Origin of the sequence: Budvicia aquatica DSM 5075 = ATCC 35567, from assembly GCF_000427805.1 — a bacterium.
GTDB classification, from domain to species: Bacteria; Pseudomonadota; Gammaproteobacteria; order Enterobacterales; family Enterobacteriaceae; genus Budvicia; species Budvicia aquatica.
The window spans coordinates 1-23,621 of sequence record NZ_KE386589.1 but is presented as its reverse complement, the minus strand read 5'-3'; the positions used below and the strand labels follow the sequence as shown (position 1 = coordinate 23,621).

Sequence of the window (23,621 nt, the reverse complement as noted above, 5' to 3'; positions counted from 1 at the left end):
CCACAATTAAGTGCCGTCTGCCTGGTGTTGTCCATGGGGCTTGCACTCGGCCCTGCGATAGCGGCGCAGACTAATCCCCCAGTGCCGATACACGGCCATGCGCCGACTGCGACGGGGACGGTGTCGATACGGATGCCGGACGGCACGACTGCGCTGGTTGACAATGCACAGGTCTTAGGGACTAAGAAGCCGAATGAGTTTACGCTCGCTCCGCTGTCGTCGGGAGTCACGTTCACGGATGCGGATGGCGATGTAAAAGCGACTCCGGGATTGGAGATTGCGCCATCGGGCGTGACTTGGGCGTGGAAAGGGCCTACGGGTATCGCCTTAACAGCAACGCAACTTAGTCAGACCTTCGCGACAAACTTTGCTCACAACGACACCCTGACGGTTCAGGTTAATGCGCCGGTACTCAGCACTTCTCTGACGGGTATTCCGACGACGTCAGGTATACCCGTCGTGTTTTCTACCTCTATTTATCGTGTAAAAGTCAATATTCCACGCAAGCCGGTCATTCGCGTCAATGAGCATACCTTCGCGTGGGACAGTGGATTTCCGACGATGGGATTTGTGGGGGCTAAGTTCCAGCTGTACATGAACGGGATTGATGCGACAGCAAACAGCAATTACGCCTATAGAGAAAACGGAAATCAGATGTGGGTAGACATAGCGGCGGATGGAACAGTTAGTTTCATTGGTGTCCCTACTAGCGCAAACAAAACGTTAAAAATCATTGCCACAAACAAGACCGACGGTAGAGACGTTCACACATTGAACATATCACTGGGACGCTGGTTCGTGAATGACGGCGTGATTACTCGCACCGCAGTGAATGCTGACGCGTATTGCGCAGGTTTGGGCGGAGGGTATGGCACTCCGAGCATGGCAAATATGACGAATGCAACAGAACTTGGAGCGGGTGGGGTACGACACCCTACATCAGATCTATGGGGGCAGTGGGGGGATATGGGGAAAAACGGCGCAGATTGGATTTCAGGGTACTATTGGACGGGTACGCAACAGGCGATTACAGTGAGAAAGTTAGTACATATGAGATCCGGGTATCACACTTCTGACACTAATGATAAGGAATATCATACAGTGTGTGCGGTGGGCATTTAGATTATTTTAATCGGCGCTTTTAATATTCAATTTTTGGATTTTATGGACCTTGAACTAACTGGCGGCGAAAAGTAAGGGCGTAGTAGGAGTCCCCCATATGCAGAAGATTTGCAGCAGAACCATCTTAGCCACCGCCTGGCATAGCGCACCACCCGAGCCTGCTGCTGTTTGTCAGGTCGGTGTCGGTTTTGCTCATAAAGCCAGTGAAGCTTGGTCATGTGGTTGGCAAGGGCTCTGGGGGCGACAAATTGGACACCCAGATAGGTTAGCCAGTATCCCATCCAATCGATACCTTTGCGGGTGGGGCTAATGAAGGTTTTATCGGGATGTTGGCGAAAACCATATTGGTCGAAGAACTGATTGAGTTTTCGGACTGCCCTGCGGAACTGCCTGCGGGTATTGGTGATGATGAAAAAGTCATCCATATAGCAGGCATAGTCAAGATTCTGTTGGTTTGCAACGTGTGTATCCACCTCACGCAGATGGAATGCCGCCAGTAACGGACTGAGTGAGGAACTGCGGGCAATGCCGAATTCAGGGGAGGGCAGATAAGTATGACGAGGCGTGATTGTACGCTGACGGCGCGGGGTTATTTATCCCTATCACCCCAATCCTGAGTTGGTTGTGGGACGACATGATTTTACCGAGTTATCGAATGTTTACCGGGGTCACTATCCCCTGAATAAGGAGTCTGACGATGTTGATATACCGAAAATTCCCATCCGTTTGCCCGTATTGCGATGACACTACACCGGTGCGCAAGCATGGAACATCGCGCAGTGGCTCTCAGCGTTACCGTTGTAGTGAGTGTCGGCGCACCTTTCAGGATAAGTACATTTATCAGACGAGTTGCCAAGCCCCGTCAGTGGACGAGGTATAACGAGCCTAACAGGGTGTGGGTGATGAGATTGCCCTTGCCCGTGGCACTGGACAACGATAGGCCGCTTACTGGCCAAGCTCGGTCATGGAGATTTTTGATGATGATGAGATTACTCAAACAACGGCAACGACCGGGTTGCCCGCATTGCGATGAAAGTACGCAGGTTCGCAAGCACGGTAAAGCCCGCAGTGGCTTGCCACGCTATCGCTGCCTCGGCTGTAAAGGGACGTTTCAGGGCCGATATATTTACGCGGCTTATCAAACGGGTGGGAATACGCGTATCGAAGGGTAACCGACGGGGCGGGGTAACCACACGGAGAATGTGTCATGAGAGTGACCGGTTTAGATATTATGGTGAGTGCAGTGACCTTGAGGGTGACGCTGGGCCATGTATTGCTGACATTGGATGAGGTATTACGATGAGTGAAATAAGTCAAAAACCGTTAAACGTACCGTCAGGTCATACCGCCAATGCGTCAGGGCCTTGTCACACATATGCGTACGATAACGATGAGATTGACCTGTTCGAATTAGTCTTCCGGCTCTGGGAGCGAAAGGGGCTGATTGTGATGGTGACATTAGTCACCACGCTGATAGCCGGTATTTATGCCTTTACCGCCAAAGAGCAGTGGACGGTTAAAGCCTATGTCTCTCCACCCCAAATGGCCCAGTTTGACGATTATCTCCAACTCAGACGTGCCTTTGCCCGGGTGAGCGGTATTAACGCCGACCCACAGGCGATAGCCAACCATCTCTTCAGTCGGTTTACCGACATGGTGTCCAGCCCGAATGAGAAGCTAACTTACTTATTGGAGACGGCGTACGTCAAGCAACAGACTGAATCGATGGACCCGCAGACCAAACGAGTCTGGTTAACAGAGATGGCCGACAAGGGACTGGTTGCGTCCCCACCGGATGAAAAGAAGACTCTCCCTTACTTTATGGTGTCGGTGTCAGCGAATAATCCAGATATGGCACGGGTACTATTGGTCAATTACGTTGACCGTATCAATGAGAAGGTTATTCAACAAGATGATACTGAATTCAGAAACAACCTTCAGGCCATGATATTGGCGCGTAAAAAGGAACAACTGGATATCGATTTTAGCCTGCAAGCCGATAGGACAAATCAGTTGGCTAACCTGACCCGGTCACGCAGTACCGCACAACGGGCGGGGATTAAGGATTATTACGCTAATTCAGCCAGCAACGGTGGAACCAAGATTGAGCTGGCGAATTCGGTGCATCAATACATGTTGGGTGAAAACTTTCTGAGTGCGGAGATAAACAGTCTGATAGAAAGCCCGATAGTGTATCCGGTTCGGTATCATGATATTAGTCGGGAATTGAGCCTGCTTGAACCGTTACTCCAACAACAGGCGACGGCACAGGTGTATCGTTATCAGCTTTCTCCGGGTGATGATGTAAAAAAGGACCGACCGAAGAAAGCGCTGATATTGGTGCTGGGTACCTTACTGGGCGGGATGATGGGTATTGGTGCCGTACTGGTGACAGACGGTATTGCCCGTTACCGCAGAAGTTAACACCCGTGTAGTGATGGGGCAACGTACCTGAGGCTACGTCACGACTACCTTATTTTAGGGGATAATGATGACAAAGATAACGCCGTATATTGCCCTCGCCATTTTTGGGAGTGTGTTCTATCTGGTCGCGGATTGGATGGAGTGGGTGAGATAAGCCCCCGGAGAGGAGAATAACACTTGACTGTAACACGAGGGCTGGGGCTGACCTTAGCCGAAGTCAAAACGACATATTAGTCGGGAATTGAGCCTGCTTGAACCGTTACTCCAACAACAGGCGACGGCACAGGTGTATCGTTATCAGCTTTCTCCGGGTGATGATGTAAAAAAGGACCGGCCAAAGAAGACGCTGATACGGGTCTTGGGGGGCTGGGGGGATGCTCGGTATTGGGATGGTGCTGCTTTCAGATAGTGTTGTCAGGTATCGTCAGTCAGGTGGTCAAGGTCGACCCTGAGTCGGATTAAACATTTTACTTTAATCGATTGATTGTAAAACACAACGCACGAATAAAGAGAAAGCAAGACATGTCGACGGAATGTATGGAGGGCGATGTTAACTCTACCATGGTTAATTATTGGTTGGGTTTTACGGTTGCTTAGACGTATATTTATTAAAATTTATTCGATTGTACTGAGAGGAAGGAAAGGAGCAATGAATCTTATGATGAACAACGGGATGGGGCCCGCGAACGTTGAAGCCCGTAATATCGAGCTCATACGGCACAAGATTCAACCTACCTCTATCTTCGTGGGTTTGATACTGGCTGTTGCCAGCGCCCCCCCTATGGTGTGGGCCAAATTTAGCGAAACTGCTGGGCCTATAAATGGTCGAGTCCCTACCGCCACAGGGGCGTTGAATGTGATGTTTCCCGGCACCACCACACCGGTGACCAACAATGCGATCGTCTCAACAACTCAGAAGCCCAATGATTTTAGTGTCTCGGCATCGGCCCTGACGTTGCAGGACATGGATGGTGACGTGGGGTTGAGTGCGACGCTGGATGCTGCTGCGGCGACCTGGGTCTGGAAATTTAACGATGTTCCCCTAACGCCAGCGCAGTTGGCCGCGCCGTTCAGTGTGAATTTTTTAGGCAAAACACTGTCCGTTGCCGCCAGTGCACCTGTGACGGTGTCGTCCGTGACTGGAGCGCCCACAACAGGCAGCCCACAGATATTCAGTAGTGCGACCTACACGGTTAAAGTGCCCGTAAAACCGCCAATGGTGCGGGTCAATGGTTATTCGTTTGCAATGGACTCAGGATTTCCACAAACCGGATTCGTGGGGGGGGATTTCCAGTTCTGGATGGACGGTGTCGGTCCCAGCGACAATAACAATTACACGTTCAAGGGCGACCCACAGGCCCCTTGGGTCAACGTAAACCCAGTGACGGGCATAGTCGCAATCACTGGCGAACCCAAGTCCAGGCAAGCTGTCAATATCGATATTATTGACAAACGTGGGGGGGCCACAACCACATACACATTCACCATTAAAACCTGGTTCGTCAATAAAGGAAATAGCACATTAGCGGGCGCTGGGCCGGAGGTCGATGCGTATTGTGCGGGGTTAGGCTCGGGGTACGGAAGCCCAAGTTATGTAACAGTGACGAATTCTGTTGTGGGTGTAAACCCTACGCGCGCGCCCGACGGTCGGTTGTGGGATGAGTGGGGGAATTTATCAACCTTCCCTACGTCTGGTTGGACCTCCAGTGGAACCTATTGGGTGCTTGAGAGAAAAGATGCCAACAATCGGTATTACGTCTACATGTTCACTGGTCGCCTGTACTATGGCACATCGAGCTCGGCCATCAATGTCGTTTGTTCGAAGTCTCTTTGATTTTTAGATTTTGGTATTGATTACATATGATGATCAGGATGAAAAGCAAGACTCGCCACACCGATGCGGGTAAACCGTGCATTGAGGCTCAGCGACAACACCGATACGTCCAGCGGTTTTTAGCCATGTTGCTCGGACTGATACTGGTGGTGATAAGCGCCCCGAATGCTTGGGCCAAATGGAGCGAGACTGCAGGGCCAATCAATGGCAGAGCCCCAACCGCCACAGGGACATTGAATGTGATGTTTCCAGATGGTACTGCAGTGACCAATAACGCCGTGGTGAGTGCCACACTGAAGCCCACTGATTTTGGGATCTCGGTATCGGCCCTGACGTTGCAGGACCTGGACGGTGACACGGGATTAAGCTCATCTCTGGACACAGCGGCGGCCACCTGGGTCTGGAAGTACAACAATGTGGAGTTGACCGCAGCCCAGTTGGCGGCAGAGTTTAGCACAAACTTTTCAGGGAAAACGTTGACCGTGGCCGCCAGCGTCCCAGTAACGGTTTCGTCGTTGACCGGGGCACCAACGACGGGCAATCCCAGTACCCTCAGTAGCGGGACTTACACGGTTAAAGTGCCCGTGAGTCCTCCAGTGGTGCGGGTCAATGGGGCCAGTTTTGCCATGAACTCAGGCTTCCCAAAAACCGGATTCAGTCAGGCGCAATTCCAATTCTGGATGAACGGGACCAGTGCGGCCGGGAACAGCAATTATACGTTCAGCCCTGCCAACCCAGCCCCGTGGGTCACAGTCAACCCTACGACGGGTGTTGTGAAATTCACCGGTGTCCCCGCGGCGGCACAAACGGTCAATATCACTATCACTGACAATCGTGGGGGGCCGGCAACCCCATTCTCGTTCAGGGTCGGAACGTGGTTTATCAACAACGATAATATTAGGGTAACACCTGCGAATGCCGACAGTTATTGCGCCTCAAAAACGGGATACGCCACACCGAGCTATTTAAAAATGACAAATGCGAAGTACCGTGAGAATGGAACGCGCGCAGCGGATGGTCGGCTTTGGGATGAGTGGGGGAATTTAAGAGAATACAATAGCAGTTGGATGATGGACAACGGCTATTGGGCCCTTGAGCCGGATGGCAGCCTTCGATTCGGCGTCTACCTCACCAATGGCCTCCTGCTCAGCCACAGTTTGACCGGCTACTACCAGGTGGTGTGTTCGAGGACCCTTTAGCCTTTAGTCTTTAATTTTTAGCGTTGAGTTTTTCTTGCCCTGGCTCTGCTCACCCCCTTTAAAAGGGTATATTGAGTTGGATTGAAATGATCTAAATAGATATTTACATTTTTATTTCTAACTGAATACCACGTCCTATGGACGTGGTTATCGACTTTTGGCTCTGCCAGTGAGTAGATTCGAAAAAGCATCGCATGTGCTATGGCATTGTCAATACCATATAGTCTGGACGCCCAAATGCCGATTCCGAATATTGAAAAATAACGTAGGGAAAGAGGTGTACAGACAAATAAGAATTTTGAGTGAATAGCTGCATATAGAAATAGTGGAATTAAATGTTCAATTAGATCACGTTCATTTATTAGTCAAGATCCCTCCAAAGCTTTTAGTGTCAGAGGTGATGGGACACTTGAAAGGAAGAACAGCGATAAGGCTGTTTAATAAGTTTCCCTATTTAAGAAAGAAAAAGCTGTGGGGAAACCATTTTTGGGCGAAGGGCTATTGTGTAGATACCGTAGGTGTAAATGCAGAAATGATCCGTAAGTATGTCAAGTATCAAGAGAAACATGAACTTGAAGATAATCAATTAAGCTTAAAAGGGATGTGAAGCGAGGGCCCTATGGGTTCGAGCTTAGTACGCCCCTCTGGGGCGCGAAAGCAATGCCGCCTTCTATGAAGGCGGATTTCTACGTGCATAATATATTTTTACCTTCGTTCTTCTCTGGGAGGCTTATGAAAAACATAAAAATCAGCTTGGCAAGCTTATTGCTTGTTCCATTTTTTTCAATGGCGTCGATGACTGTCGTTAAGAATGACACTGTAAATAATGTGGATATAGATGTTGCAAAAATATTATATGTTGGCGGAGTTGATGAAGCTAAAGTAGTCGAGTTAATCTCAGCTATAGATGAGATTAATATAAAATATAAGAACACCAGAAAGATATTCCTTTATATCAATAGCAGTGGAGGGGATATGGATAGTGGCTATATGGCATACGAGGCCGTTAGAAACTCTACAATACCTATTGTTACTGTAAATGCATCGATGACAGGTTCATCTGCCACAATGATGTATTGTGGTGCAAAAGAAAGGCTTATGATGAGTGGGGCTTATTTTTTATTGCATCCGGCGGCCACTGCCAATAAAGGCTTTGACTACCTAAAACCTGATGTGATAAATAATCTTCATGAGGAGGTGGTGGCATATAATAAAATGTTCTTTGACATATACAAGGAATGCACTGAATTTTCAACAACTGAAATTGAACAATTCCTTAATAACGAAGGGGCAAGGAAGCGTATGGATTACAAATCTTCGCTTTTGGTAAAATTATCCTCTGGCGTTTCTATGGGGTTTGTTCCTGCACCCGTGGTGTATTACATCTCCGATCAAAAGCCCAATAACTAAGGTCATTCTAACAAAAAATGACCCACATTTTTTAGCAATTGCCACATCGTCCGGCAACGGTGATTGCGTGTGACTGTCTCATGTAAAGCCAACCACAGGCGCTCTATTCTGTTTACCCATGGAGAGTAAACCGGCTGATAAATAACAATAAACTTCGGGTTTCGTTCCAACCAGCTCAACGTTTATTTACTCTTGTAAATGATATAATTACTGACAATCAGCGTAATGGTTTTGGCACTTCGGTATGTGCTTCTCAGTTTGCGTAACAGGTTAATGAATAAACCCGAGTTTTTATGCGTCCCACTGATATAATCGGCTTTTTTCAAGGCAGCAGTCTCGAAAGAGGCCGCAGAAACAGCATTAGATGAACTGGAGGCTAAATGGGGTAGTCAGTATCCAGTGGTACTCCAGTCGTGGCGCAAAAAGTGGACAAATCTCTCGGGATATTTCAGGTATCCGGAGACGATCCGTAAAGTTATTTACACAACTAATGCCATTGAATCAGTGCATCGCCAGTTCCGGAAACTAACAAAGATAAAAGGTGCTTTCCCTAATGAAAACAGTTTGTTAAAACTGCTGTGCTTGGGGTTGATGAACGCCCAAGAGAAATGGACAATGCCCATCCAGAGCTGGAATTTGACATTGTCCCAGTTAGCGATTTATTTTGAAGGTCGTCTTGATAAAGTGATAACGTTGTAATGATTTTTTAACGTGACACAGAATTCTGAACACTCTATAAATGCTCGGCCCGTCAAGGGCTGAGCTTTACCTCTCCCTTTCTTTTTTTGTGTATCACCAAGGGGGAGATTGCTTTAGGGTCCCCTGATAAATGGCGTCAACTCAGTGAACCTTATCTGACAATCCCCCTCACTGTCGCTTAGGCTTCTTCGCCACCATGCGGTTAACCCTCTCCGCCAACTGAGAAAGCGACATCAAACGGCTACTGACCACACGGTTTTTACCCTCAAGCTTGGCGTCATACAGCGCTTGATCCACCAGCTCTATCGCTTTCCCTACCGACATGCCAGCCAGATAGAGCGAAGTCCCGATAGAGACTGTCATCCGTATCACATCCCCATTCTCGGTAATAAAATCAAATTCTTCCACCTGAGTGCGGATGCGTTCCGCCATGGCCGCAATATGCTGCGGTTCATAACTGGAAGTGATAACGATAAACTCCTCACCACCGTAGCGCCCGACAAAGTCCTCATCGCGTACACAATCCTGCAGAATGGCCCCCACACTGACCAACACGCCATCACCAGCCAAATGACCATAGGTGTCATTCACCTGTTTGAAGTTGTCCAAATCCAGAAGCATCAGGCCACAAGATTGCCGCTCGGCATGTTGCAGCATCATTCTGTAATCCACGCTGGCGCGGTTGTTGATACGGGTCAGACTGTCGGTCGTCGCTTTGCTGCGCATGGAGAAGAAGGCGTGAATATGGCGTTGTTTAAAGCTCAGAGCATGATAGCAAATAGCCAAACACAGTGCGGAAGCGACCTGATACAACAGAATATCCAACCACAACTCGCGGAAGTTGACGAATGAACCGACCACAATAATGCGGTAGAGCGCAATAATACCGATGGTGAGGTAAAATACGCGATTCGTTTTTGTCCGCCATACCCCAGATAACAGCAGCGGCAAGATGATCGAACCAATAAACAGATTATCCAGCGTAAAGCCACCGTTAAAGCCAAAGTTCACCAGATAGCACGCCACCCCACTGACTGCACCACCGAAAAATATCACAAGGATCATTGGGATCATGGCTAAGCTGTAATAAATGTTTCCGGCGAGCAACAGCCTATCCTGGTTCAGATACAGCACAGCCAGCCCGGCCAGTACGCCAAACAACACCCGTTTCCACCACGCCGATTGGTAGGAAAAAGGGGCGTTTTGGCTAAGAGCAAAGTAAGCGACCGACAGCGTGGCATAGGTGATGCACGCGTCACTGTAGAAAGACGAGAACGACGCAATATATGTCATAAGTATTCGGCATACTCCAAGATGCGGCAATGTTGTTTTTCAGGTTATTCTGGCAACGAATCCCTGTAAGACCGGTTTCAGTGTCGGTCATCATACTCAAGACAATAATAGTCAGGCAGGCATGTGCTATTGCCAAGCAATCAATGTCCTGTCTTCAGTTCAGGATAGTCTGTTATCAATCGTTTTACGGGAAAAATCTGATGAATATCGATGAAGAATTGCAAGTGCTGGTTGCACAAGAAACGGTACTTACCTTCCAACATGTTGACCAACCACGTACTCGGTACGGTAATCGTCTGCATATCCTGTTCATTCTTTACGCTTTTTATCCTGCAGGGCGATTGTGTGCGGGCCACCTTCCGCTGACGCTGCTTTAACACCCGTGTCAGTTGCAAGACTTCTGCTGTCAGTGCGGTGTTTTTCGCCTAGGTACCCCGCAACTGCTTCAGTTTCATTGCCGGCCTGCCGTTTTCTTTAGTCACCTGCTGGATACGGGCCTGCAATGCCTTGACGTCGCGCGCAAGTTGGCTGCGAAACTAACCATAACAACCAAGTGGCAGTAAGGCGTTTGGATGAGGGCAGAAACGTCAGCGATAATACCTTTGCTTTATCACCTTGCGAACGACATCCATTTGGTAGGTAGTACCACTGATAGCGGCCCGTTTGAATAATCCGCCATAGGTTTGTATCTCCGCGCCTGTCGTCTGCCTTATCTCATCAATAATGGGCTTAACCTTACGCCATTCAAACATCGAGTAGGCCAACTCCAAACTATTTACCCCTGAATTGATTATCTTCATAAACTCCTTACTTCAAAATTTATCATCAAATAGCGACGTCTGGCCGAAAGTCTCCGGCTGCTGATAGATATCCCAATCATTCGGCGGTGCCAGCTATGTAGAGGGTTGTGGAGAAACTTTTTCACCGGCTGTCTTAACGCGGATAACCGTGTCGATAACCACCTAATAGCCGGTTTATGCTACGCCGCTCTTATCCGTCCATTGCTTGACCTGAATATTACCGGACAGGCTGATTAAATGATCTTTCTCATGGTTGGCGAGTATCTCAGCTAACGGACCAAAACCCACTACGCCCAGCCATAAATCAACCTGTCCATCTGTTGCGCTATGGCAAGGTCACGAGACAGCCAGCCGCCCTACGGTAGCCCAGTCCATTTATCTTTATGATGTTGAAGCTCAACGAATACACCAGTATGCATAAAGCCAAAGGCAATCCTGTTTTTCCACCTTAGGATCACGGTGCATTTACTGGTTTTTCCATCCGCTTACCGCAGAATAAACACTCTGTCAGAGTGTGATAATCATTAAAGATATAATTTCGTCGCTGAAATAGTTGTAAGCGTACAGCGAAGACCGTATTGACAATTGTTGGGTAAATTATTTTGTTGGTAGGTTTACTCGCCACGGCAGGAGTTCTCTCACTCGGTTTACTGGCCAGTCGGCAATCTCATCCTGTCCCTGGCTAGATTGAAGTCGTTGTTCAGACTCAGTTAGGTGAGCGCGTGCTTGAGTCGCCTACATGATTTTTTCTGTACAGAGTAAGGTATCCTGATACCCCTGTTCAATCCAGCTATTGATTTTGTCTGGCTGGAACCCTAATAAATCTCTTATGCCGGAAAATGCACCCTCTGAAGAGGAAAGGGAGGATTGCGGGCGAATTTCCAGTACCTTGGTATCAGGAAAATCATGCCAGTCCCACAGCGAACCATTCGTTAAATGTGTGACGTGCGTATTACCGTTATGATGGACACCGTTTAACCCCCTGTGTCAGCATAGTTGTCGTCCCATTTTTTAAGTGGTAATACGCATGACGATCACTAAATCACATCCCGCATCAATTAACGGTGTAATGGGCGTGTTTTCCTGCATTTATTGCCATCCACCCATACCCCCCGTCACTGTAATTTTTTACTTTAAACTAGATTATTGCTTCGAAAATTTGAATATAATAAGCAAAAAAATAATTCGAGAGTGTGGTCTGAAGGAGCGCCTGCTTTAGCGCTATATCATCCCATGATGGCGGTAACGACCATTGTTTTATACCAAGCTGAGCAGTCCGATTGGTATACTGGGTTACAACAGATGGAGACGTCACTAGGCTCCGGGCGATGGCTTAAATCGAGGACATATTTAAGTCTAAGCATTTCCTTGAGTTTTCTCACAGATATTGGAATTGCTGGCATAGGAATCCTTCGCCTGATGGTAAAGGATATAGTTCAACATACCTGTGATGTCCCAGTAAAATCGATGGAGATCACTAAATAATAAAGTGAGCCAAAAGTGCTCATCATTAATGTTATTCAGCGATCCAGAAAAATGTTATTAGACGTTCTTCGGTAATGTTATTGGGTGGTCTTTTTAAGTGGTAATACGCATACGGCTATCATACTATTTAATATAGCTAGATATATACTATTTATAAAGTGGCCTTGTTTGTTTCTATATTTAGATAATGAAAGTACAATCACTAGCTTGCGCATATTAATTATCACTTTCATTATGTCAAAATTATACTTACTTAGTATTTAACAGCCTATTTCAGGCTAATAATTTAATTGGTTAATTATCCAATGATAATAATTTCATTGCATGATTGTTTAACTGACTTCCGCGCTGATGAAACGCTTCTACAATAGTAAAGTGGTTGGCCCCACTAATTAATTCACAGACAGGAACGGTCTTATCCCCCCAATGGGTTTGAATAAGTCTGTTTTGTCGAATAAATTCCTCGCTCTCTTTTTCACCCACCACAGAATATAAAATAGGGTCACTAACCAGACAAGGCAATGTGGCAGGTGAAGCGTTATTAATATCATCATCATTAATAGCCAGTATTTGTAAAAAAGGCGTGTGTTGTAGAGGAGGGATATCATATAACCCTGATAGGGATATCCCATTGTTAAACGGAGCGCTGCCTAATTCAGGATATTTCTCTTGCCAATTTCGAGTAAACATCATGGCAGTTAAATGCCCGCCTGCAGAATGACCCGCAAGGGTAATTTGATTGGCGTTTGCACCATATTGTGCAATGTTATTTTTGATCCACACCATCGCTTTTTCGATCTCATCCACAATGCCTGAAATTTTTATTTCAGGACATAAGGTGTAATTAACGATCACTACGCAAGCACCCGCCTGCGTTAGCTCAGGGGCAATAAAAGAGAAATTATCTTTATCCAACGCGTGCCAGTAACCACCATGAATATAAACCAGTACCGGTATCGGATGATTAAGATTATTATCAACAGGCATAAAAATATCTAATTTTTCTTTCTCTGAACTGCCATAAGCTATATTTATAAATGACCTTTCTTTTAATGATTTACGTGCATAAAAAGATGCCTTAGTCCACTTTTTAATATATATTTCAGCATCAGTTACTCTTACTCTATTATTATACTGATGCTCTAACCATTCTATATCCCACTTCATGGTCAACTCCTTGTTAAAATAATTAATAATTTATTTTAGTGATGCAAATAACATGATGCGGCGATAGAAAATATTTTATTTTTAAGCTCATCAGTTCTTGATGTCATAATAATGGGTGAGGCTGTTCCAACAATCACCGACGCGGTATCCAGCTTGGCATAATAATGTAAAGCCTTACTGAATGTGTTTGCTACCTGTAGCTCAGCGGCGACTAAAATATCAGCCTTGCCTGCAACGGGGCTCTCAATACCTTTTTGTTTTGCCGCGTCTTGGCAAATCGCATTATCCAATGATAAAGGGCCATCGACAATACAATCTTTGATTTGCTTTCGGCGATTCATTTGTGTCAAGACGGCACTGTCTAAAGTGTCGGGCATCGATTCGCTGACTGTTTCAATTGAACCAATTAGAGCCACTAGCGGCATGGAATATCCCATTTTTTTAGCCACAAAAACGGCATTTTCAATAATGCTTTTCTTTTCTTTAAGGTCGGGTTTTATATTGATGGCACAATCTGTTAAGAATTGCAGTGTCTTATTATAGCCATCAAATATTGTTATCTGAGATATACGCATATTGGTGGCTAAACCATGATTTTTATCTAACACGGCTTTTAGAAAGGTACTGGTATGCATGGTACCTTTCATTGGAATATCTGCATCCCCTTCAATCACCATTTTTACCGCTAAACGGGCCGCCATATCTTGGTTAGGTTCATCGATAACCTCAAATAAATCCTCAGAAAGGTTATTTTTTTGCATCATCTCTTGTATTTTATGTCGATCGCCAATTAAGACAAATGTTGCCAAACCTTGTGAATAAGCTTGATTGGCTAATAATAATTCTTCTTGTTCAGCACCTGCAATAACAATACGTTTTGGCTGTTGTTGCTTTATATGTTCAACTAATTGAGAAAGTGACGTTATCATTTTTTCTTCCTTTCATGGTGAATGGTAGCTATCTATAATTTAATCGATGAGGTTATTCATAAATACGCGCGTCTTCCTGCTGATTTAATACCCGCATTCCCCCCTCGGCCAGGGCTAATAACTCATTTTCACCCGCAAAAATATGTACCGGGGCTAACCAATCAAGCTTGGTTTTCAGCTTGTTTGTAAAATAAGTGGAATTTGCCAATCCACCGGTAAACACAATAGCATCAGGTCGAGTTCCTAAAGCACAGGCTGCGGCACCAATACCTTTTACTATTTGAAATGCCATGGCGTCGTAAATCAGTTCCGCATGTTTATCGCCTTGTTGAATACGTTGTTCAATATCAATTGCGCTGCTGGTTCCCAAGTGGGCCATCATACCGCCGCCGCCATTTAAGATACGGTGCAAATCTTCTGGTTGATTATCCCCAGAAAGGCAAAACCTCATCCAATCAGCAACGGGCAGTGTGCCTACACGGTCAAGCCCAAAAGGAGCATCGCCATCTAAGCCATTAGTGACATCAATAACCCGACCTTTTAAGTGGGAGGCAACGGAAATTCCGCTACCTAAATGGCTAATCACAATATTCAAATCTTCATATCGCCGATTTAACTGTTTAGCCAGGAGGCGCCCAACGGCTTTATGATTTAATGCTTGGAAAAAGCTTTTGCGTTGTATTGCCGGTAACCCAGTGACTCGTGCCACAGAAATCATTTCATCAACACATGGGGGATCAACGGTATAGGCGGGAACAGTATTTAAGGCTAAATCATAGGCAATCATACAGCCAATAGCGCAAGGGTGATCGCCATATCGACGGCTTTTAGCATCATCTAACATCTGCTGATTGATTTTATATACGCCAGAATGCAATGGTTTAACCGCGGGGCCCCGTGAAACAATCGCGTCGAGGCTTTTGATGTCGATATTATGCTTTGTAAGATATTCCTGTACCGCTTTTTTCCGTATATCGTACTGATCCCACAAGGAAAATGGTATAGGCAAGCTAGAGAAATCGTGGCGATAAGTCTCTGTTGAAACCACCTCGGTATTATGAAAAATTCCGAGTTTGGTCGATGTTCCACCGGCGTTGATAATTAATAACTTTTTCATATGACTCCTTTTTTACGATATGTAGATTCATTTTTCATAAATACCGTATTCATTAATTTCATATTGATTATCATCGTCACACCTATATAAGGCCTCCACACCTATCTCGATTCAGATATATGTTGTAGGTGGTACTATCATTATTTGAACAATCAATAGAAAGCGCGTAACATTAAAAGTAACACCTAAATTTCAATAAATGCACTGAAATCAAGAAAATAATGGCAAAAAAAACAATGATTACGCCAGATGAAACATATTTTAATATTGCCGAAACCGCGAGGATGGTAGGTGTCACTACAACCACCATCCGTAATTGGGAAAAACATAATTTGTTTCTCAGTAAGCGGGCCAGCAATGGTTACCGTATATTTTCCTTACATGACATTGATATTCTTAAAAAAATAAATAGTTACTCTAAACAGGGTAATGGTATGCAAGCCATTCGTGCCATCCATTACCCCAATAACTTAGCTATTTCAGATCAAAAAAAACCCATTATTTCAAAAACGCTTCTCGGTGATAAATGGAGAAACAATCGATTAAAATTGGGCTTATCTATTGATCAAGTAGCCAACAAAACAGGAATATCACCTTCCTATCTACATAAAATCGAGAATGCTCAGACCAAAAATGTATCTTTTGATATATTGCAAAAATTAGCCTCTTTTTATAATGAAAATATTCTTTCTTATTATGATAAATATACAGTTACCAAGAATCCAAAAGTTAAAAGTGGTGCTGGAGATGCCGTCAGTATTAATATTCCTGGGGTATCTCTTCAGTCAATAACTCGTTGCCGAGATAATCAGTTAACTAGCATGATTTATACTATTGAACCTGGTTACGGGCGCTTAGAAACATCCTCTCATAATGGTGAAGAGCTAGTTTATATTCTCAACGGTACTGTAGAGTTTTTCCTAGAAGATAAATCCTACATGTTATCCTTAGGGGATAGTTTACATTTCAAGTCGCAAACCAAACACAGATGGTTAAACGTAGGAAAAACCGAAGCCAAACTTTTATGGATATATACTCCAGAACCTAAATAAAATAACCTACTTATCTTTTTGTTAAGTAGTACTTACTATAAAGAAGAGTCTTCTTTAGTTATCATTGGTATGTCATCCGTTTTTTTTATATTGATGGTTAATGCGACAAGGGCAGACAATGCTAATGAAATAATAATAAAAATAAATGCAGTGGAATAATTTCCATCACTAACATCAATTAAAAATCCCATTACTGGTGGCGCGATAACTCCCGCAAGTTGAGCACCAACGTTGACAATGCCGGAGGCGGTTCCCATCACCTTTGGGTTAATACTATCCATCAATAATCCCCAAAATATGCCAACGGAAAAAAACATAAATAACATTGAAAAGCATTGGTAAATAATGGCGTAGGTTAGATTTTCTACTGAAAATGTTAAGTATAATAAGGTGGCAGAAATGATAGCCGCAACAGCGTATATCCATGACCGACCTTGTTTAAATCTATCGGAAATATAGCCACCAAATAGTCCACCTACAGTGCCAAATAGGAAAGGGACCGCAGAAACATATCCAGTGGATGTTAATGATAAACCTCGAGACTCCATTAAATAACTAGGTAACCAAGAAGTAAATCCCCAAAATGTTAAATTAAATAAGAACCAAATTCCCGTCAACTGCCAGACAATGGTTGAGCGAAACAACCCCGAAATACTGATAGCCCCTTTGCTTTCCACGGTGTTCTTTTTATCATTCTCTAATTCTTGTATTTCATGCTGGGAAATACCTGGGCTATCTTTAGGATTATTACGGCAGAAATAATAAATACCGAATGTAATCAGAATACCTGGTATACCTAGTACCACAAAGACGTGGCGCCAACCGAAGTGTGCAATAATGCTGGCGGCAACAATAGATGCCAATGCGGGCCCCAATGTACCAACTGAAGATTGGATTGCCGTTGCCCTGCCTCGTTCCTTTGATGGAAAATAGGTGGCGATGGTCTTCCAGGAACCGGAAGGAAATGCACCTTCACCGATACCAAATAGTACCCGCACTAGCAATAACATACCTAACGATGAAATAACACCGGTTAGGGTAGTAAAGGCTGACCACCAAAGTATCGCAATAGCCATTGAGATTCTGGGGCCAAATTTATCGGCTAAATAACCGCCAGGGATCTGGAATAATGCATAACCAACAAAAAAAGAAGAAATAATTAACCCTTGAGTTCCCTTATCGACACCAAGATCTTGACCAATAAAGGGCAATGAAATATTCATTACCATTCGATCAAGATAAGAGAGCATCCAAGCCAACCAAATAAGTCCTAATACAGTATAACGAGATTTCCATTTAGGTATGTAATTACTGGCTTCTGAATTTGACATCAAAATCTCCTCAGAGTTATGGTATTTTTACCATACCAACTTTAACCATAATTTAATTGGGTGATGTGGCGTCAAAAAAGCACGCCACAATATAAAAATAGGTAGCTAAGCGGCTAATTTATTTACTCGTTGTCTTTTACATAATAGAATGACTAAAGCAAATAAATATAGTCAATAACGCTACTGTTTAATATAGGTAGATATTATTACTTACTAAGTGAAGCGACAATTGCACGGAAATCCGCTTCATGGAGTGTTCTATGTTCTTCAAAGGATTTATATTTAACGCGATTAAGTAATTCCCCCAACATATCCTCCGGCACAGAGAGATTACATTTCTCTAGCCAAGTTTTAATATTATCCTTACCGCTTTTTTTACTCAGTAATAACTGAGGGACTTTATGGCCAGTCATTTCCCAGCTATAAGGCAACATAACCAGAGGATCAGTATCTTTTACATTGACCCACAAACTAGAAGGTAAGCCAGTTTCCCATAGGAAAATATCATCACCTACAATAGGTTTAGTGGCAGAAACTGGCATGCGCGCACACTGTGCAACAAACTCAGATAATGATTTAAATTGCGTCATATCGACGCCAGTATCAACGCCGTACATGGTTTTAAGCGCTAAGGCGACACCTTCTAATTGAGCTCCACCAGCACGTTCACCAATACCGTTAACCGTTACGTGGGCAACCTCGGCCCCGGCCGCAAGCCCGGCAATGGTACTGGAAATTCCCATACCGAAATCATCATGGAAGTGAATTTCCAGTGGAATATGTGGGAAGCGTTTCTTAAGTTGACGAACCCGATGAGCTGCCCCTTCCGGCGATAAAACCCCAAAGGTATCCACTAAAACTAGCGAGTCAATATGACCACCTTCCACAACTGCCTGAACAGTATCCATAAGGAAGTTCATATCCGCTCGAGAAGAGTCGGCCGGGAAAAATGATACTTTCAGCCCCAGCTCCTTTGCTGCAGTTGTCGCTTCAATGCATGCGCTAATCGCACGGTCAATGGTCCATTTTTTACCGTATTTCAGTAAATGTTCGCTACCAATGATTTCAGCAATAACCCCCTGAACACCACAGCTTTTGGCTAGCTCCATATCTTTAACCATGTTGCGTACAAAGGCATAAATTTGCGAGTTTAACCCTAAATCACTAATTTCCCGGATAGCTTCAGCGTCTTCTTTCAAAACCGCAGGGGTACCAGCTTCAATACGTTGAACACCCGCTTGTGAAAGCTTCTTGGCAATCGCGACTTTTTCTTCTTTAGTAAAAATAATACCTGGCTGCTGTTCACCATCACGCAACGTTGTATCTAGAAATTCGATTTTTTTAGGAAAGTTAAAGCCACTAACAACTTCTGGATCATAATTTGATGGACTAACCCACCATTGACCTTTCTCGTGAAAACCCATCTTCAATTACTCCTATTCTATATGAGAGACTCAAAAGTGAAAATTTTCGTTATCTGTTGATTCAATCAGCTATAACTGAAAATTCCTAACATTATAAAAGGTACGCTCAAATGCTATGATTTATTTCCTATCAATGCAAGGCAAAAATATAATGTTAGGAAGCATTATGAAGCTAATCACATTTAATTCCCTTAGTGATAAAACTGATAATTTACTTTATATTGATCAATGAATTTATTTATCTGGTTAATTAGTTGAAATGTAAAGTTTTTTATCTTTGGGTGTTTTTGGGGTTGGTCTTTGGAAATAACATTGCCGTTATTTCCTATCATTGCAATCACATCGATCCTGTGACTAATAACATCAGTCCTGTGACTAATAACATCAGTCCTATGACTGATTAGTCTTACACAGGAAGTACCTCTAAATGGCCGTTATTGGTTTGGCCGAGGTTACCCACCATCATCAGCGTTGCACTTATGCAATCTTAATGATGGGGGTATCTATTTATCGTCGGTCAGCAGTGATTACTCTTCCGGCAGGATAAACATGCCATGAGGATGGATATGCAGATAATAATAGTCACCGACATCTGGCGCTAACTGAATGATATTAAACTTAAATAACAGCGTTTGTCCGTGCCAGTTAATCGTGACTTCATACTGAGGCCCCATATAAGCTACGCTCATCAGCTGGCATTTCTGATTCTCTGCACTCTTTTCCACTAAGGCAGTGGCTTCGGGTCTGACACCTAGGGTGTAGTGACCCTTTAATTGATCAAACTCTTTTGGCCGTGGAATAGAGTAGCCAAAAATATCGACAGTATCCTTGGTTAATTCAGCGGGGAAAATATTTGCATCCCCCATAAAATTGGCTATAAAGCATGATGCAGGCTGGCGATATAACTGCTTGGGCTCTCCAAGCTGCATAATCTTACCCTTGTTCATCACCAGAACGGTATCCGATACGGCAAAGGCTTCGCTTTGATCGTGGGTGACATACAGGGATTTAATATTAAACTGCTGCTGAAGTTCTCTGATTTTATCGAGCATATTACGACGCAGGTTGGCGTCAAGGTTACTTAATAGTTCATCAAATAACAGCACCTTTGGCTTTAGAATTAGCGCACGGGCCAGCGTCACTCACTGCTGTTGACCACCGGAGATCTGATCCACGAAGCGGATGGTGGCTCTCATCACGCATCCTTTTGGCTTCTTACTTCAGAGAGCGTCATGATGAAAATGCCCAAGCCCATCTGCCATCACTGTAACCAGACACGACGTGTGAGAAAGCACGGTAAGGGTAGGATTACGGGGACGCAGCGGTATTACTGCCAGTTGTGTAAAAAAACGTTCCAGACCAAATACATTTATAAGGCCAATGAAGCTCTGATAGCCAGGCAGGTCACCCGATTATTATCGCAAGACAATACGCCTGAGATGATTAGCACGGTGCTTCAGGTGGGCCTGACGAAGGTCCGATACTATATACTGTGATGAATAGCTGATTTCAGCGACGGGTGTGCAGGTTATTTATGGTGCTGAGATAACTGTCGTGATGTCAATTAAGTAGCGTTGAGATGCTAGAGACAAATAAGACCTACCCGACCTGACCAAGTTGCCATAAAGCGGCCAACGTCCGTAAGCATGGTAAGGCACGCAGTGGCCTACCACGCTATTTTTGTAACCATTGCCAGAAAGCGTTTCAGAACCAATATATTTATATCGCTTACCAGCGTCAATCCAACAATACCCCGGTGCGCTGAGTGGTGGGATGGCGCGTCATGATGAAGAGCCACACTGTTATTGTTGTCATTATTTTCAGGGGTAACTCGGGGCTGGCAGTCAGCACCCGAGGCCCTATTACGCTTTAAAGGTATTGTTATGTCAGCACACTCAAGTCCGAAGTTTGTCAGTCGTTATGCCGAGTTGGCGCAGGTTGCCGCTCAAAAGGAAAAAGTAGGAGATTGGGGGGGAAGCGTGCATGTGTTGGGAGCGTGCCGCGAATGCAGCTAGATTGTCGGAGAATATGGATTGGACATGCTCACGAGCGCAATTTTGTCATCACGAGGCCGAGGTGTTTAAAGGGTATTCTGGCCGGTTATTGTCTTCGTCGGGCCTGAATCCCTTCGCGTCGGGGACCATAGCCGATGAAGCCTGCCCCGGTCATCGGGACAACCGGTCATGAATGCGTCCTGGCAAAGGTGCTTGCCCGGCAAGTAGGCGACAACGGGTGGTTAAGGTCACGAGGTAGTGGCCGGACCTTAACCGGTTCAATGAATGGCCGTGGTGAAGGTAATAGCGGATGTAATAGTGTGTTGACAGGGATAGTGAGCAATGAAGATGACGGGCTTGGATATCTTGATGTGTGGCTTTATTATTCTGACCATCGTAATGATGGTACCGATGCCGTGGCTGCTTAGCCCATCGCGGGGGAGTGATGCTGACGAGAATAGCCTAGATTGTGGCCTAGGCTTTAACGTGAACCACCGGACTCCCCCGTCCTCGTTCACGCGATACCCGTCGTACGCGTTTGCCGTCACAGATGTGTCATCGTCCGGCAAATGACGCGGTGAAGGTACCATCGGCGCTCTGTGGTCAGACAATCGGGGGCCATAAGACTGCCCAATATTTACCTGACACGCCCGGGTTCACCATGGCGTCCCTTCAATGACCCGCGAGAAAAAACAGCGGAGATAGCGGATGTGGTGAGGGGTGGATATGGTTATCCAGACTACCGCAGAAGACCGGTTTCTCATCGATTGGTTGGCCACGTCAACGACGATATTCTAAGGTCATAACTGCGGATAACACACCTTGGTGTTGCAGGGCTTTTATTTTATGAACTTGAATGTGGACGTTTTATGAAAAAAATAGTAATCAGTGCGGTTGTCGGGTTGTTAATAATATTTTCTATCTTTGTTTATACAAAACTCACTTTTTTTGTTGTTCAACCCATTGGCGCTATTCCCAATGGAGTCACCGCTATAACTTGGAAAAAAGGTAATCTTAAATTCGTTGAAAGCCCTGACTCGATGTGTTTTCGAACTTCCGGGGAGGTAAGTTTATTGTGCAGAGGAATGACTATCGCATCAGTTATTAATAATAATGAAGTTATTTATCGTCTACCTTATAGCAATAGATTATATTTAATATCAACGAATGGGAAAGAATTAATTTAATAATCAGCGTGGTCATGAAAAAATACCATTTGCATTATTTATCATCTCATTTTTATCCATCGGTTTTATCCGATTAATATATTACTCATTTGGCTACCGGTTATTAGGGTTGTGACTTAGATAAAAATAGGCAATACTCACGGTTAAAGAAAATAGCGTCTCAATGATTGGCGTGCCAGCGCCTCTAGGCATAGTGGTTGACAACGAGATAGTCCATAACTTTAGTGGTAAGATATATAAATAAATCTGACAATTTTTTATTACAAGAAATAGTCTGTAGATTGTAAAGCACGTATTGAACTATTGAGTAAAGAAAAGATATTACCTATAAATGACACTCATAGTGGTATCTCGTACATTATATTTGTTGGTTCTGAGACTAAATCGTCGTATTCTGTTCATGTAATAAAAGATAATAGATGAATGAGAATCCGCTTTTTTAAATCATAGTTTGAAAGAATATCGCTTATATAGCCTTCACTTACTGGGCAGTAATAACTTATTTCTATTCACAGCCGTTTATTGAGAATTTACCAACATAGTGAAGGTGGGGCTGAATAGGTAACGGCGGCTAAAGGATTGCCGAGTGCGCCCCGCCCCATGGCGGCTTATGGCAATGACTGTTTTTTATTGATTTAACAGGAACAAGATGGCTGAACTTATCCCTACGCTAAACAGTTGCACTGAAAAAATGAGGTCAGGTGAACGCCGCTTAGCCAAACGACTCGAGGCCTCTCTCGATAATGATTGTTTATGTTGGTACGACATTCCTGTCGGTCAGCAACAACGACGTTACCCAGACTTCATTATTTTGAACCCGGAACGCGGGTTGTTGTTGTTAGAAGTGAAAGATTGGCGAATTGAGCATCTGCATAACGTCAACAAAGCCTATGTGGAATATGGACATATCACAAAAGTTAATCCGATCGAACAAGTCCGTCAGTGTAGTTATGTCGTGATTAATCAGCTCAAGACAGACAAACAATTAATACAACAGGATGACCGCTATAAAGGGAGTTTGTGCATGCCATATGGTTATGGGGTCTTCTTTAGCCATATCACACGCAAACAGTTAAATAACGCCATACCTATTGATGAGCAAGCTAACCTTCTTCCGCCTCATTTGATTATTTGCAGTGATGAAATCACTGACG

22 protein-coding genes and 7 pseudogenes are annotated in these 23,621 nt (G+C 44.5%); 18 read left to right on the top strand and 11 right to left on the bottom strand.

The window, feature by feature from the left end; genetic code table 11:
* Together YWE_RS0125170 and YWE_RS31625 are read left to right on the top strand one after the other, a co-directional pair.
* Positions 1 to 1,122, top strand: a 1,122-nt coding sequence (locus YWE_RS0125170; RefSeq protein WP_211231065.1) for a hypothetical protein, incomplete at its 5' end; no start/stop codon positions are given.
* 97 nt (positions 1,123 to 1,219) lie between these two features.
* Positions 1,220 to 1,432 (top strand): hypothetical protein, encoded by a 213-nt coding sequence (locus tag YWE_RS31625; protein WP_227659964.1) that lies wholly within the window; start codon positions 1,220 to 1,222, stop codon positions 1,430 to 1,432.
* 19 nt (positions 1,433 to 1,451) lie between these two features.
* Here the strand turns inward: YWE_RS31625 and YWE_RS32215 are convergent.
* A pseudogene (locus YWE_RS32215) lies at positions 1,452 to 1,595 on the bottom strand (transposase); the annotation flags it as partial.
* 224 nt (positions 1,596 to 1,819) lie between these two features.
* On the opposite strand from YWE_RS32215, the gene YWE_RS32210 reads away from it, so the two are divergent.
* From YWE_RS32210 to YWE_RS0125125, 8 genes and pseudogenes are all read left to right on the top strand, one after another.
* Positions 1,820 to 2,002, top strand: coding sequence for an IS1/IS1595 family N-terminal zinc-binding domain-containing protein (locus YWE_RS32210; protein WP_071605938.1), 183 nt, complete (start codon positions 1,820 to 1,822; stop codon positions 2,000 to 2,002).
* A 97-nt stretch (positions 2,003 to 2,099) separates the two neighbouring features.
* Complete coding sequence (locus tag YWE_RS29300) at positions 2,100 to 2,294, top strand: IS1/IS1595 family N-terminal zinc-binding domain-containing protein (RefSeq protein ID WP_051323582.1); 195 nt, start codon at positions 2,100 to 2,102, stop codon at positions 2,292 to 2,294.
* Between the two features lie 127 nt (positions 2,295 to 2,421).
* The gene (locus tag YWE_RS28695; RefSeq protein WP_051323581.1) at positions 2,422 to 3,546 is read left to right on the top strand and encodes an LPS O-antigen chain length determinant protein WzzB; all 1,125 of its coding nucleotides are present in this window, start codon (positions 2,422 to 2,424) and stop codon (positions 3,544 to 3,546) included.
* Between the two features lie 241 nt (positions 3,547 to 3,787).
* Entirely contained in the window at positions 3,788 to 3,955 is a 168-nt protein-coding gene (locus YWE_RS30880) for a hypothetical protein (protein ID WP_154661464.1), read from the top strand.
* Between the two features lie 240 nt (positions 3,956 to 4,195).
* Entirely contained in the window at positions 4,196 to 5,380 is a 1,185-nt protein-coding gene (locus tag YWE_RS0125140; protein ID WP_029096921.1) for a hypothetical protein, read from the top strand.
* Positions 5,381 to 5,418: 38 nt separating this feature from the next.
* Positions 5,419 to 6,579, top strand: coding sequence for a hypothetical protein (locus YWE_RS0125135; protein ID WP_084167211.1), 1,161 nt, complete (start codon positions 5,419 to 5,421; stop codon positions 6,577 to 6,579).
* Between the two features lie 169 nt (positions 6,580 to 6,748).
* Positions 6,749 to 7,186: pseudogene (gene tnpA, locus YWE_RS28690) on the top strand (IS200/IS605 family transposase).
* A 125-nt stretch (positions 7,187 to 7,311) separates the two neighbouring features.
* Positions 7,312 to 7,989, top strand: a complete 678-nt coding sequence (locus tag YWE_RS0125125; RefSeq protein WP_029096919.1) for an ATP-dependent Clp protease proteolytic subunit — start codon at positions 7,312 to 7,314, stop codon at positions 7,987 to 7,989.
* 2 nt (positions 7,990 to 7,991) lie between these two features.
* Here the strand turns inward: YWE_RS0125125 and YWE_RS31615 are convergent.
* Positions 7,992 to 8,300: pseudogene (locus YWE_RS31615) on the bottom strand (transposase); the annotation flags it as partial.
* 19 nt (positions 8,301 to 8,319) lie between these two features.
* Between YWE_RS31615 and YWE_RS0125120 the strand changes: the two are divergent.
* Positions 8,320 to 8,688: pseudogene (locus YWE_RS0125120) on the top strand (transposase); the annotation flags it as partial.
* Between the two features lie 168 nt (positions 8,689 to 8,856).
* On the opposite strand, the gene YWE_RS0125115 reads toward YWE_RS0125120, so the two are convergent.
* Positions 8,857 to 9,981: a GGDEF domain-containing protein gene (locus tag YWE_RS0125115; RefSeq protein ID WP_029096917.1), complete on the bottom strand. Its 1,125-nt coding sequence runs from the start codon at positions 9,979 to 9,981 to the stop codon at positions 8,857 to 8,859.
* Positions 9,982 to 10,181: 200 nt separating this feature from the next.
* Between YWE_RS0125115 and YWE_RS30875 the strand changes: the two genes are divergently transcribed.
* A complete protein-coding gene (locus YWE_RS30875; RefSeq protein ID WP_154661463.1) occupies positions 10,182 to 10,358 on the top strand; it encodes a hypothetical protein in 177 nt (58 codons plus the stop codon).
* 210 nt (positions 10,359 to 10,568) lie between these two features.
* On the opposite strand, the gene YWE_RS0125105 is transcribed toward YWE_RS30875, so the two are convergent.
* From YWE_RS0125105 to buk, 5 genes and pseudogenes are all read right to left on the bottom strand, one after another.
* Positions 10,569 to 10,781, bottom strand: coding sequence for a hypothetical protein (locus tag YWE_RS0125105; protein ID WP_029096916.1), 213 nt, complete (start codon positions 10,779 to 10,781; stop codon positions 10,569 to 10,571).
* Between the two features lie 1,195 nt (positions 10,782 to 11,976).
* A pseudogene (locus tag YWE_RS31610) lies at positions 11,977 to 12,184 on the bottom strand (IS21 family transposase); the annotation flags it as partial.
* A gap of 376 nt (positions 12,185 to 12,560) precedes the next feature.
* Positions 12,561 to 13,433 carry an alpha/beta hydrolase gene (locus YWE_RS0125090; RefSeq protein WP_036017115.1) on the bottom strand — a complete coding sequence of 291 codons (873 nt, stop codon included), beginning with the start codon at positions 13,431 to 13,433 and terminating at the stop codon, positions 12,561 to 12,563.
* A gap of 35 nt (positions 13,434 to 13,468) precedes the next feature.
* Positions 13,469 to 14,362, bottom strand: a complete 894-nt coding sequence (locus YWE_RS0125085) for a phosphate acyltransferase (protein ID WP_029096913.1) — start codon at positions 14,360 to 14,362, stop codon at positions 13,469 to 13,471.
* 52 nt (positions 14,363 to 14,414) lie between these two features.
* The gene (buk, locus tag YWE_RS0125080) at positions 14,415 to 15,479 is read right to left on the bottom strand and encodes a butyrate kinase (RefSeq protein ID WP_029096912.1); all 1,065 of its coding nucleotides are present in this window, start codon (positions 15,477 to 15,479) and stop codon (positions 14,415 to 14,417) included.
* A gap of 221 nt (positions 15,480 to 15,700) precedes the next feature.
* On the opposite strand from buk, the gene YWE_RS0125075 reads away from it, so the two are divergent.
* The gene (locus YWE_RS0125075; protein ID WP_029096911.1) at positions 15,701 to 16,531 is read left to right on the top strand and encodes a cupin domain-containing protein; all 831 of its coding nucleotides are present in this window, start codon (positions 15,701 to 15,703) and stop codon (positions 16,529 to 16,531) included.
* Positions 16,532 to 16,566: 35 nt separating this feature from the next.
* Here YWE_RS0125075 and YWE_RS28685 read toward each other — a convergent pair whose 3' ends face one another.
* The 3 genes and pseudogenes from YWE_RS28685 to YWE_RS28680 form a co-directional block, all read right to left on the bottom strand.
* Positions 16,567 to 17,862 carry an MFS transporter gene (locus tag YWE_RS28685; RefSeq protein WP_051323579.1) on the bottom strand — a complete coding sequence of 432 codons (1,296 nt, stop codon included), beginning with the start codon at positions 17,860 to 17,862 and terminating at the stop codon, positions 16,567 to 16,569.
* Between the two features lie 206 nt (positions 17,863 to 18,068).
* The gene (locus YWE_RS0125065; RefSeq protein WP_029096910.1) at positions 18,069 to 19,286 is read right to left on the bottom strand and encodes a LeuA family protein; all 1,218 of its coding nucleotides are present in this window, start codon (positions 19,284 to 19,286) and stop codon (positions 18,069 to 18,071) included.
* A 527-nt stretch (positions 19,287 to 19,813) separates the two neighbouring features.
* A pseudogene (locus YWE_RS28680) lies at positions 19,814 to 20,467 on the bottom strand (TOBE domain-containing protein); the annotation flags it as partial.
* A 443-nt stretch (positions 20,468 to 20,910) separates the two neighbouring features.
* Here YWE_RS28680 and YWE_RS32205 point away from each other — a divergent pair.
* The 5 genes and pseudogenes from YWE_RS32205 to YWE_RS28670 form a co-directional block, all read left to right on the top strand.
* Positions 20,911 to 21,051, top strand: a pseudogene (locus tag YWE_RS32205) (IS1/IS1595 family N-terminal zinc-binding domain-containing protein); the annotation flags it as partial.
* Positions 21,052 to 21,169: 118 nt separating this feature from the next.
* Positions 21,170 to 21,301 carry a hypothetical protein gene (locus YWE_RS31725; RefSeq protein ID WP_265331675.1) on the top strand — a complete coding sequence of 44 codons (132 nt, stop codon included), beginning with the start codon at positions 21,170 to 21,172 and terminating at the stop codon, positions 21,299 to 21,301.
* Positions 21,302 to 21,435: 134 nt separating this feature from the next.
* The gene (locus YWE_RS0125045; protein ID WP_029096909.1) at positions 21,436 to 21,708 is read left to right on the top strand and encodes a hypothetical protein; all 273 of its coding nucleotides are present in this window, start codon (positions 21,436 to 21,438) and stop codon (positions 21,706 to 21,708) included.
* Positions 21,709 to 22,149: 441 nt separating this feature from the next.
* Positions 22,150 to 22,467: a hypothetical protein gene (locus YWE_RS0125040; protein WP_029096908.1), complete on the top strand. Its 318-nt coding sequence runs from the start codon at positions 22,150 to 22,152 to the stop codon at positions 22,465 to 22,467.
* Between the two features lie 649 nt (positions 22,468 to 23,116).
* Positions 23,117 to 23,621, top strand: a 505-nt coding sequence (locus YWE_RS28670; protein WP_029095281.1) for a nuclease-related domain-containing protein, incomplete at its 3' end; no start/stop codon positions are given.

Coding starts and splice junctions, on each gene's coding strand:
- YWE_RS32210 (WP_071605938.1), top strand. CDS start 1,820: ATGTTGATATACCGAAAATTCCCATCCGTTTGCCCGTATTGCGATGAC.
- YWE_RS28685 (WP_051323579.1), bottom strand. CDS start 17,862: ATGTCAAATTCAGAAGCCAGTAATTACATACCTAAATGGAAATCTCGT.
- buk (WP_029096912.1), bottom strand. CDS start 15,479: ATGAAAAAGTTATTAATTATCAACGCCGGTGGAACATCGACCAAACTC.
- YWE_RS31625 (WP_227659964.1), top strand. CDS start 1,220: ATGCAGAAGATTTGCAGCAGAACCATCTTAGCCACCGCCTGGCATAGC.
- YWE_RS28695 (WP_051323581.1), top strand. CDS start 2,422: ATGAGTGAAATAAGTCAAAAACCGTTAAACGTACCGTCAGGTCATACC.
- YWE_RS0125105 (WP_029096916.1), bottom strand. CDS start 10,781: ATGAAGATAATCAATTCAGGGGTAAATAGTTTGGAGTTGGCCTACTCG.
- YWE_RS0125140 (WP_029096921.1), top strand. CDS start 4,196: ATGAATCTTATGATGAACAACGGGATGGGGCCCGCGAACGTTGAAGCC.
- YWE_RS0125075 (WP_029096911.1), top strand. CDS start 15,701: ATGGCAAAAAAAACAATGATTACGCCAGATGAAACATATTTTAATATT.
- YWE_RS30875 (WP_154661463.1), top strand. CDS start 10,182: ATGAATATCGATGAAGAATTGCAAGTGCTGGTTGCACAAGAAACGGTA.
- YWE_RS0125115 (WP_029096917.1), bottom strand. CDS start 9,981: ATGACATATATTGCGTCGTTCTCGTCTTTCTACAGTGACGCGTGCATC.
- YWE_RS0125040 (WP_029096908.1), top strand. CDS start 22,150: ATGAAAAAAATAGTAATCAGTGCGGTTGTCGGGTTGTTAATAATATTT.
- YWE_RS0125065 (WP_029096910.1), bottom strand. CDS start 19,286: ATGGGTTTTCACGAGAAAGGTCAATGGTGGGTTAGTCCATCAAATTAT.
- YWE_RS31725 (WP_265331675.1), top strand. CDS start 21,170: ATGTCAGCACACTCAAGTCCGAAGTTTGTCAGTCGTTATGCCGAGTTG.
- YWE_RS0125045 (WP_029096909.1), top strand. CDS start 21,436: ATGAAGCCTGCCCCGGTCATCGGGACAACCGGTCATGAATGCGTCCTG.
- YWE_RS0125090 (WP_036017115.1), bottom strand. CDS start 13,433: ATGAAGTGGGATATAGAATGGTTAGAGCATCAGTATAATAATAGAGTA.
- YWE_RS0125135 (WP_084167211.1), top strand. CDS start 5,419: ATGAAAAGCAAGACTCGCCACACCGATGCGGGTAAACCGTGCATTGAG.
- YWE_RS0125085 (WP_029096913.1), bottom strand. CDS start 14,362: ATGATAACGTCACTTTCTCAATTAGTTGAACATATAAAGCAACAACAG.
- YWE_RS0125125 (WP_029096919.1), top strand. CDS start 7,312: ATGAAAAACATAAAAATCAGCTTGGCAAGCTTATTGCTTGTTCCATTT.
- YWE_RS29300 (WP_051323582.1), top strand. CDS start 2,100: ATGATGATGAGATTACTCAAACAACGGCAACGACCGGGTTGCCCGCAT.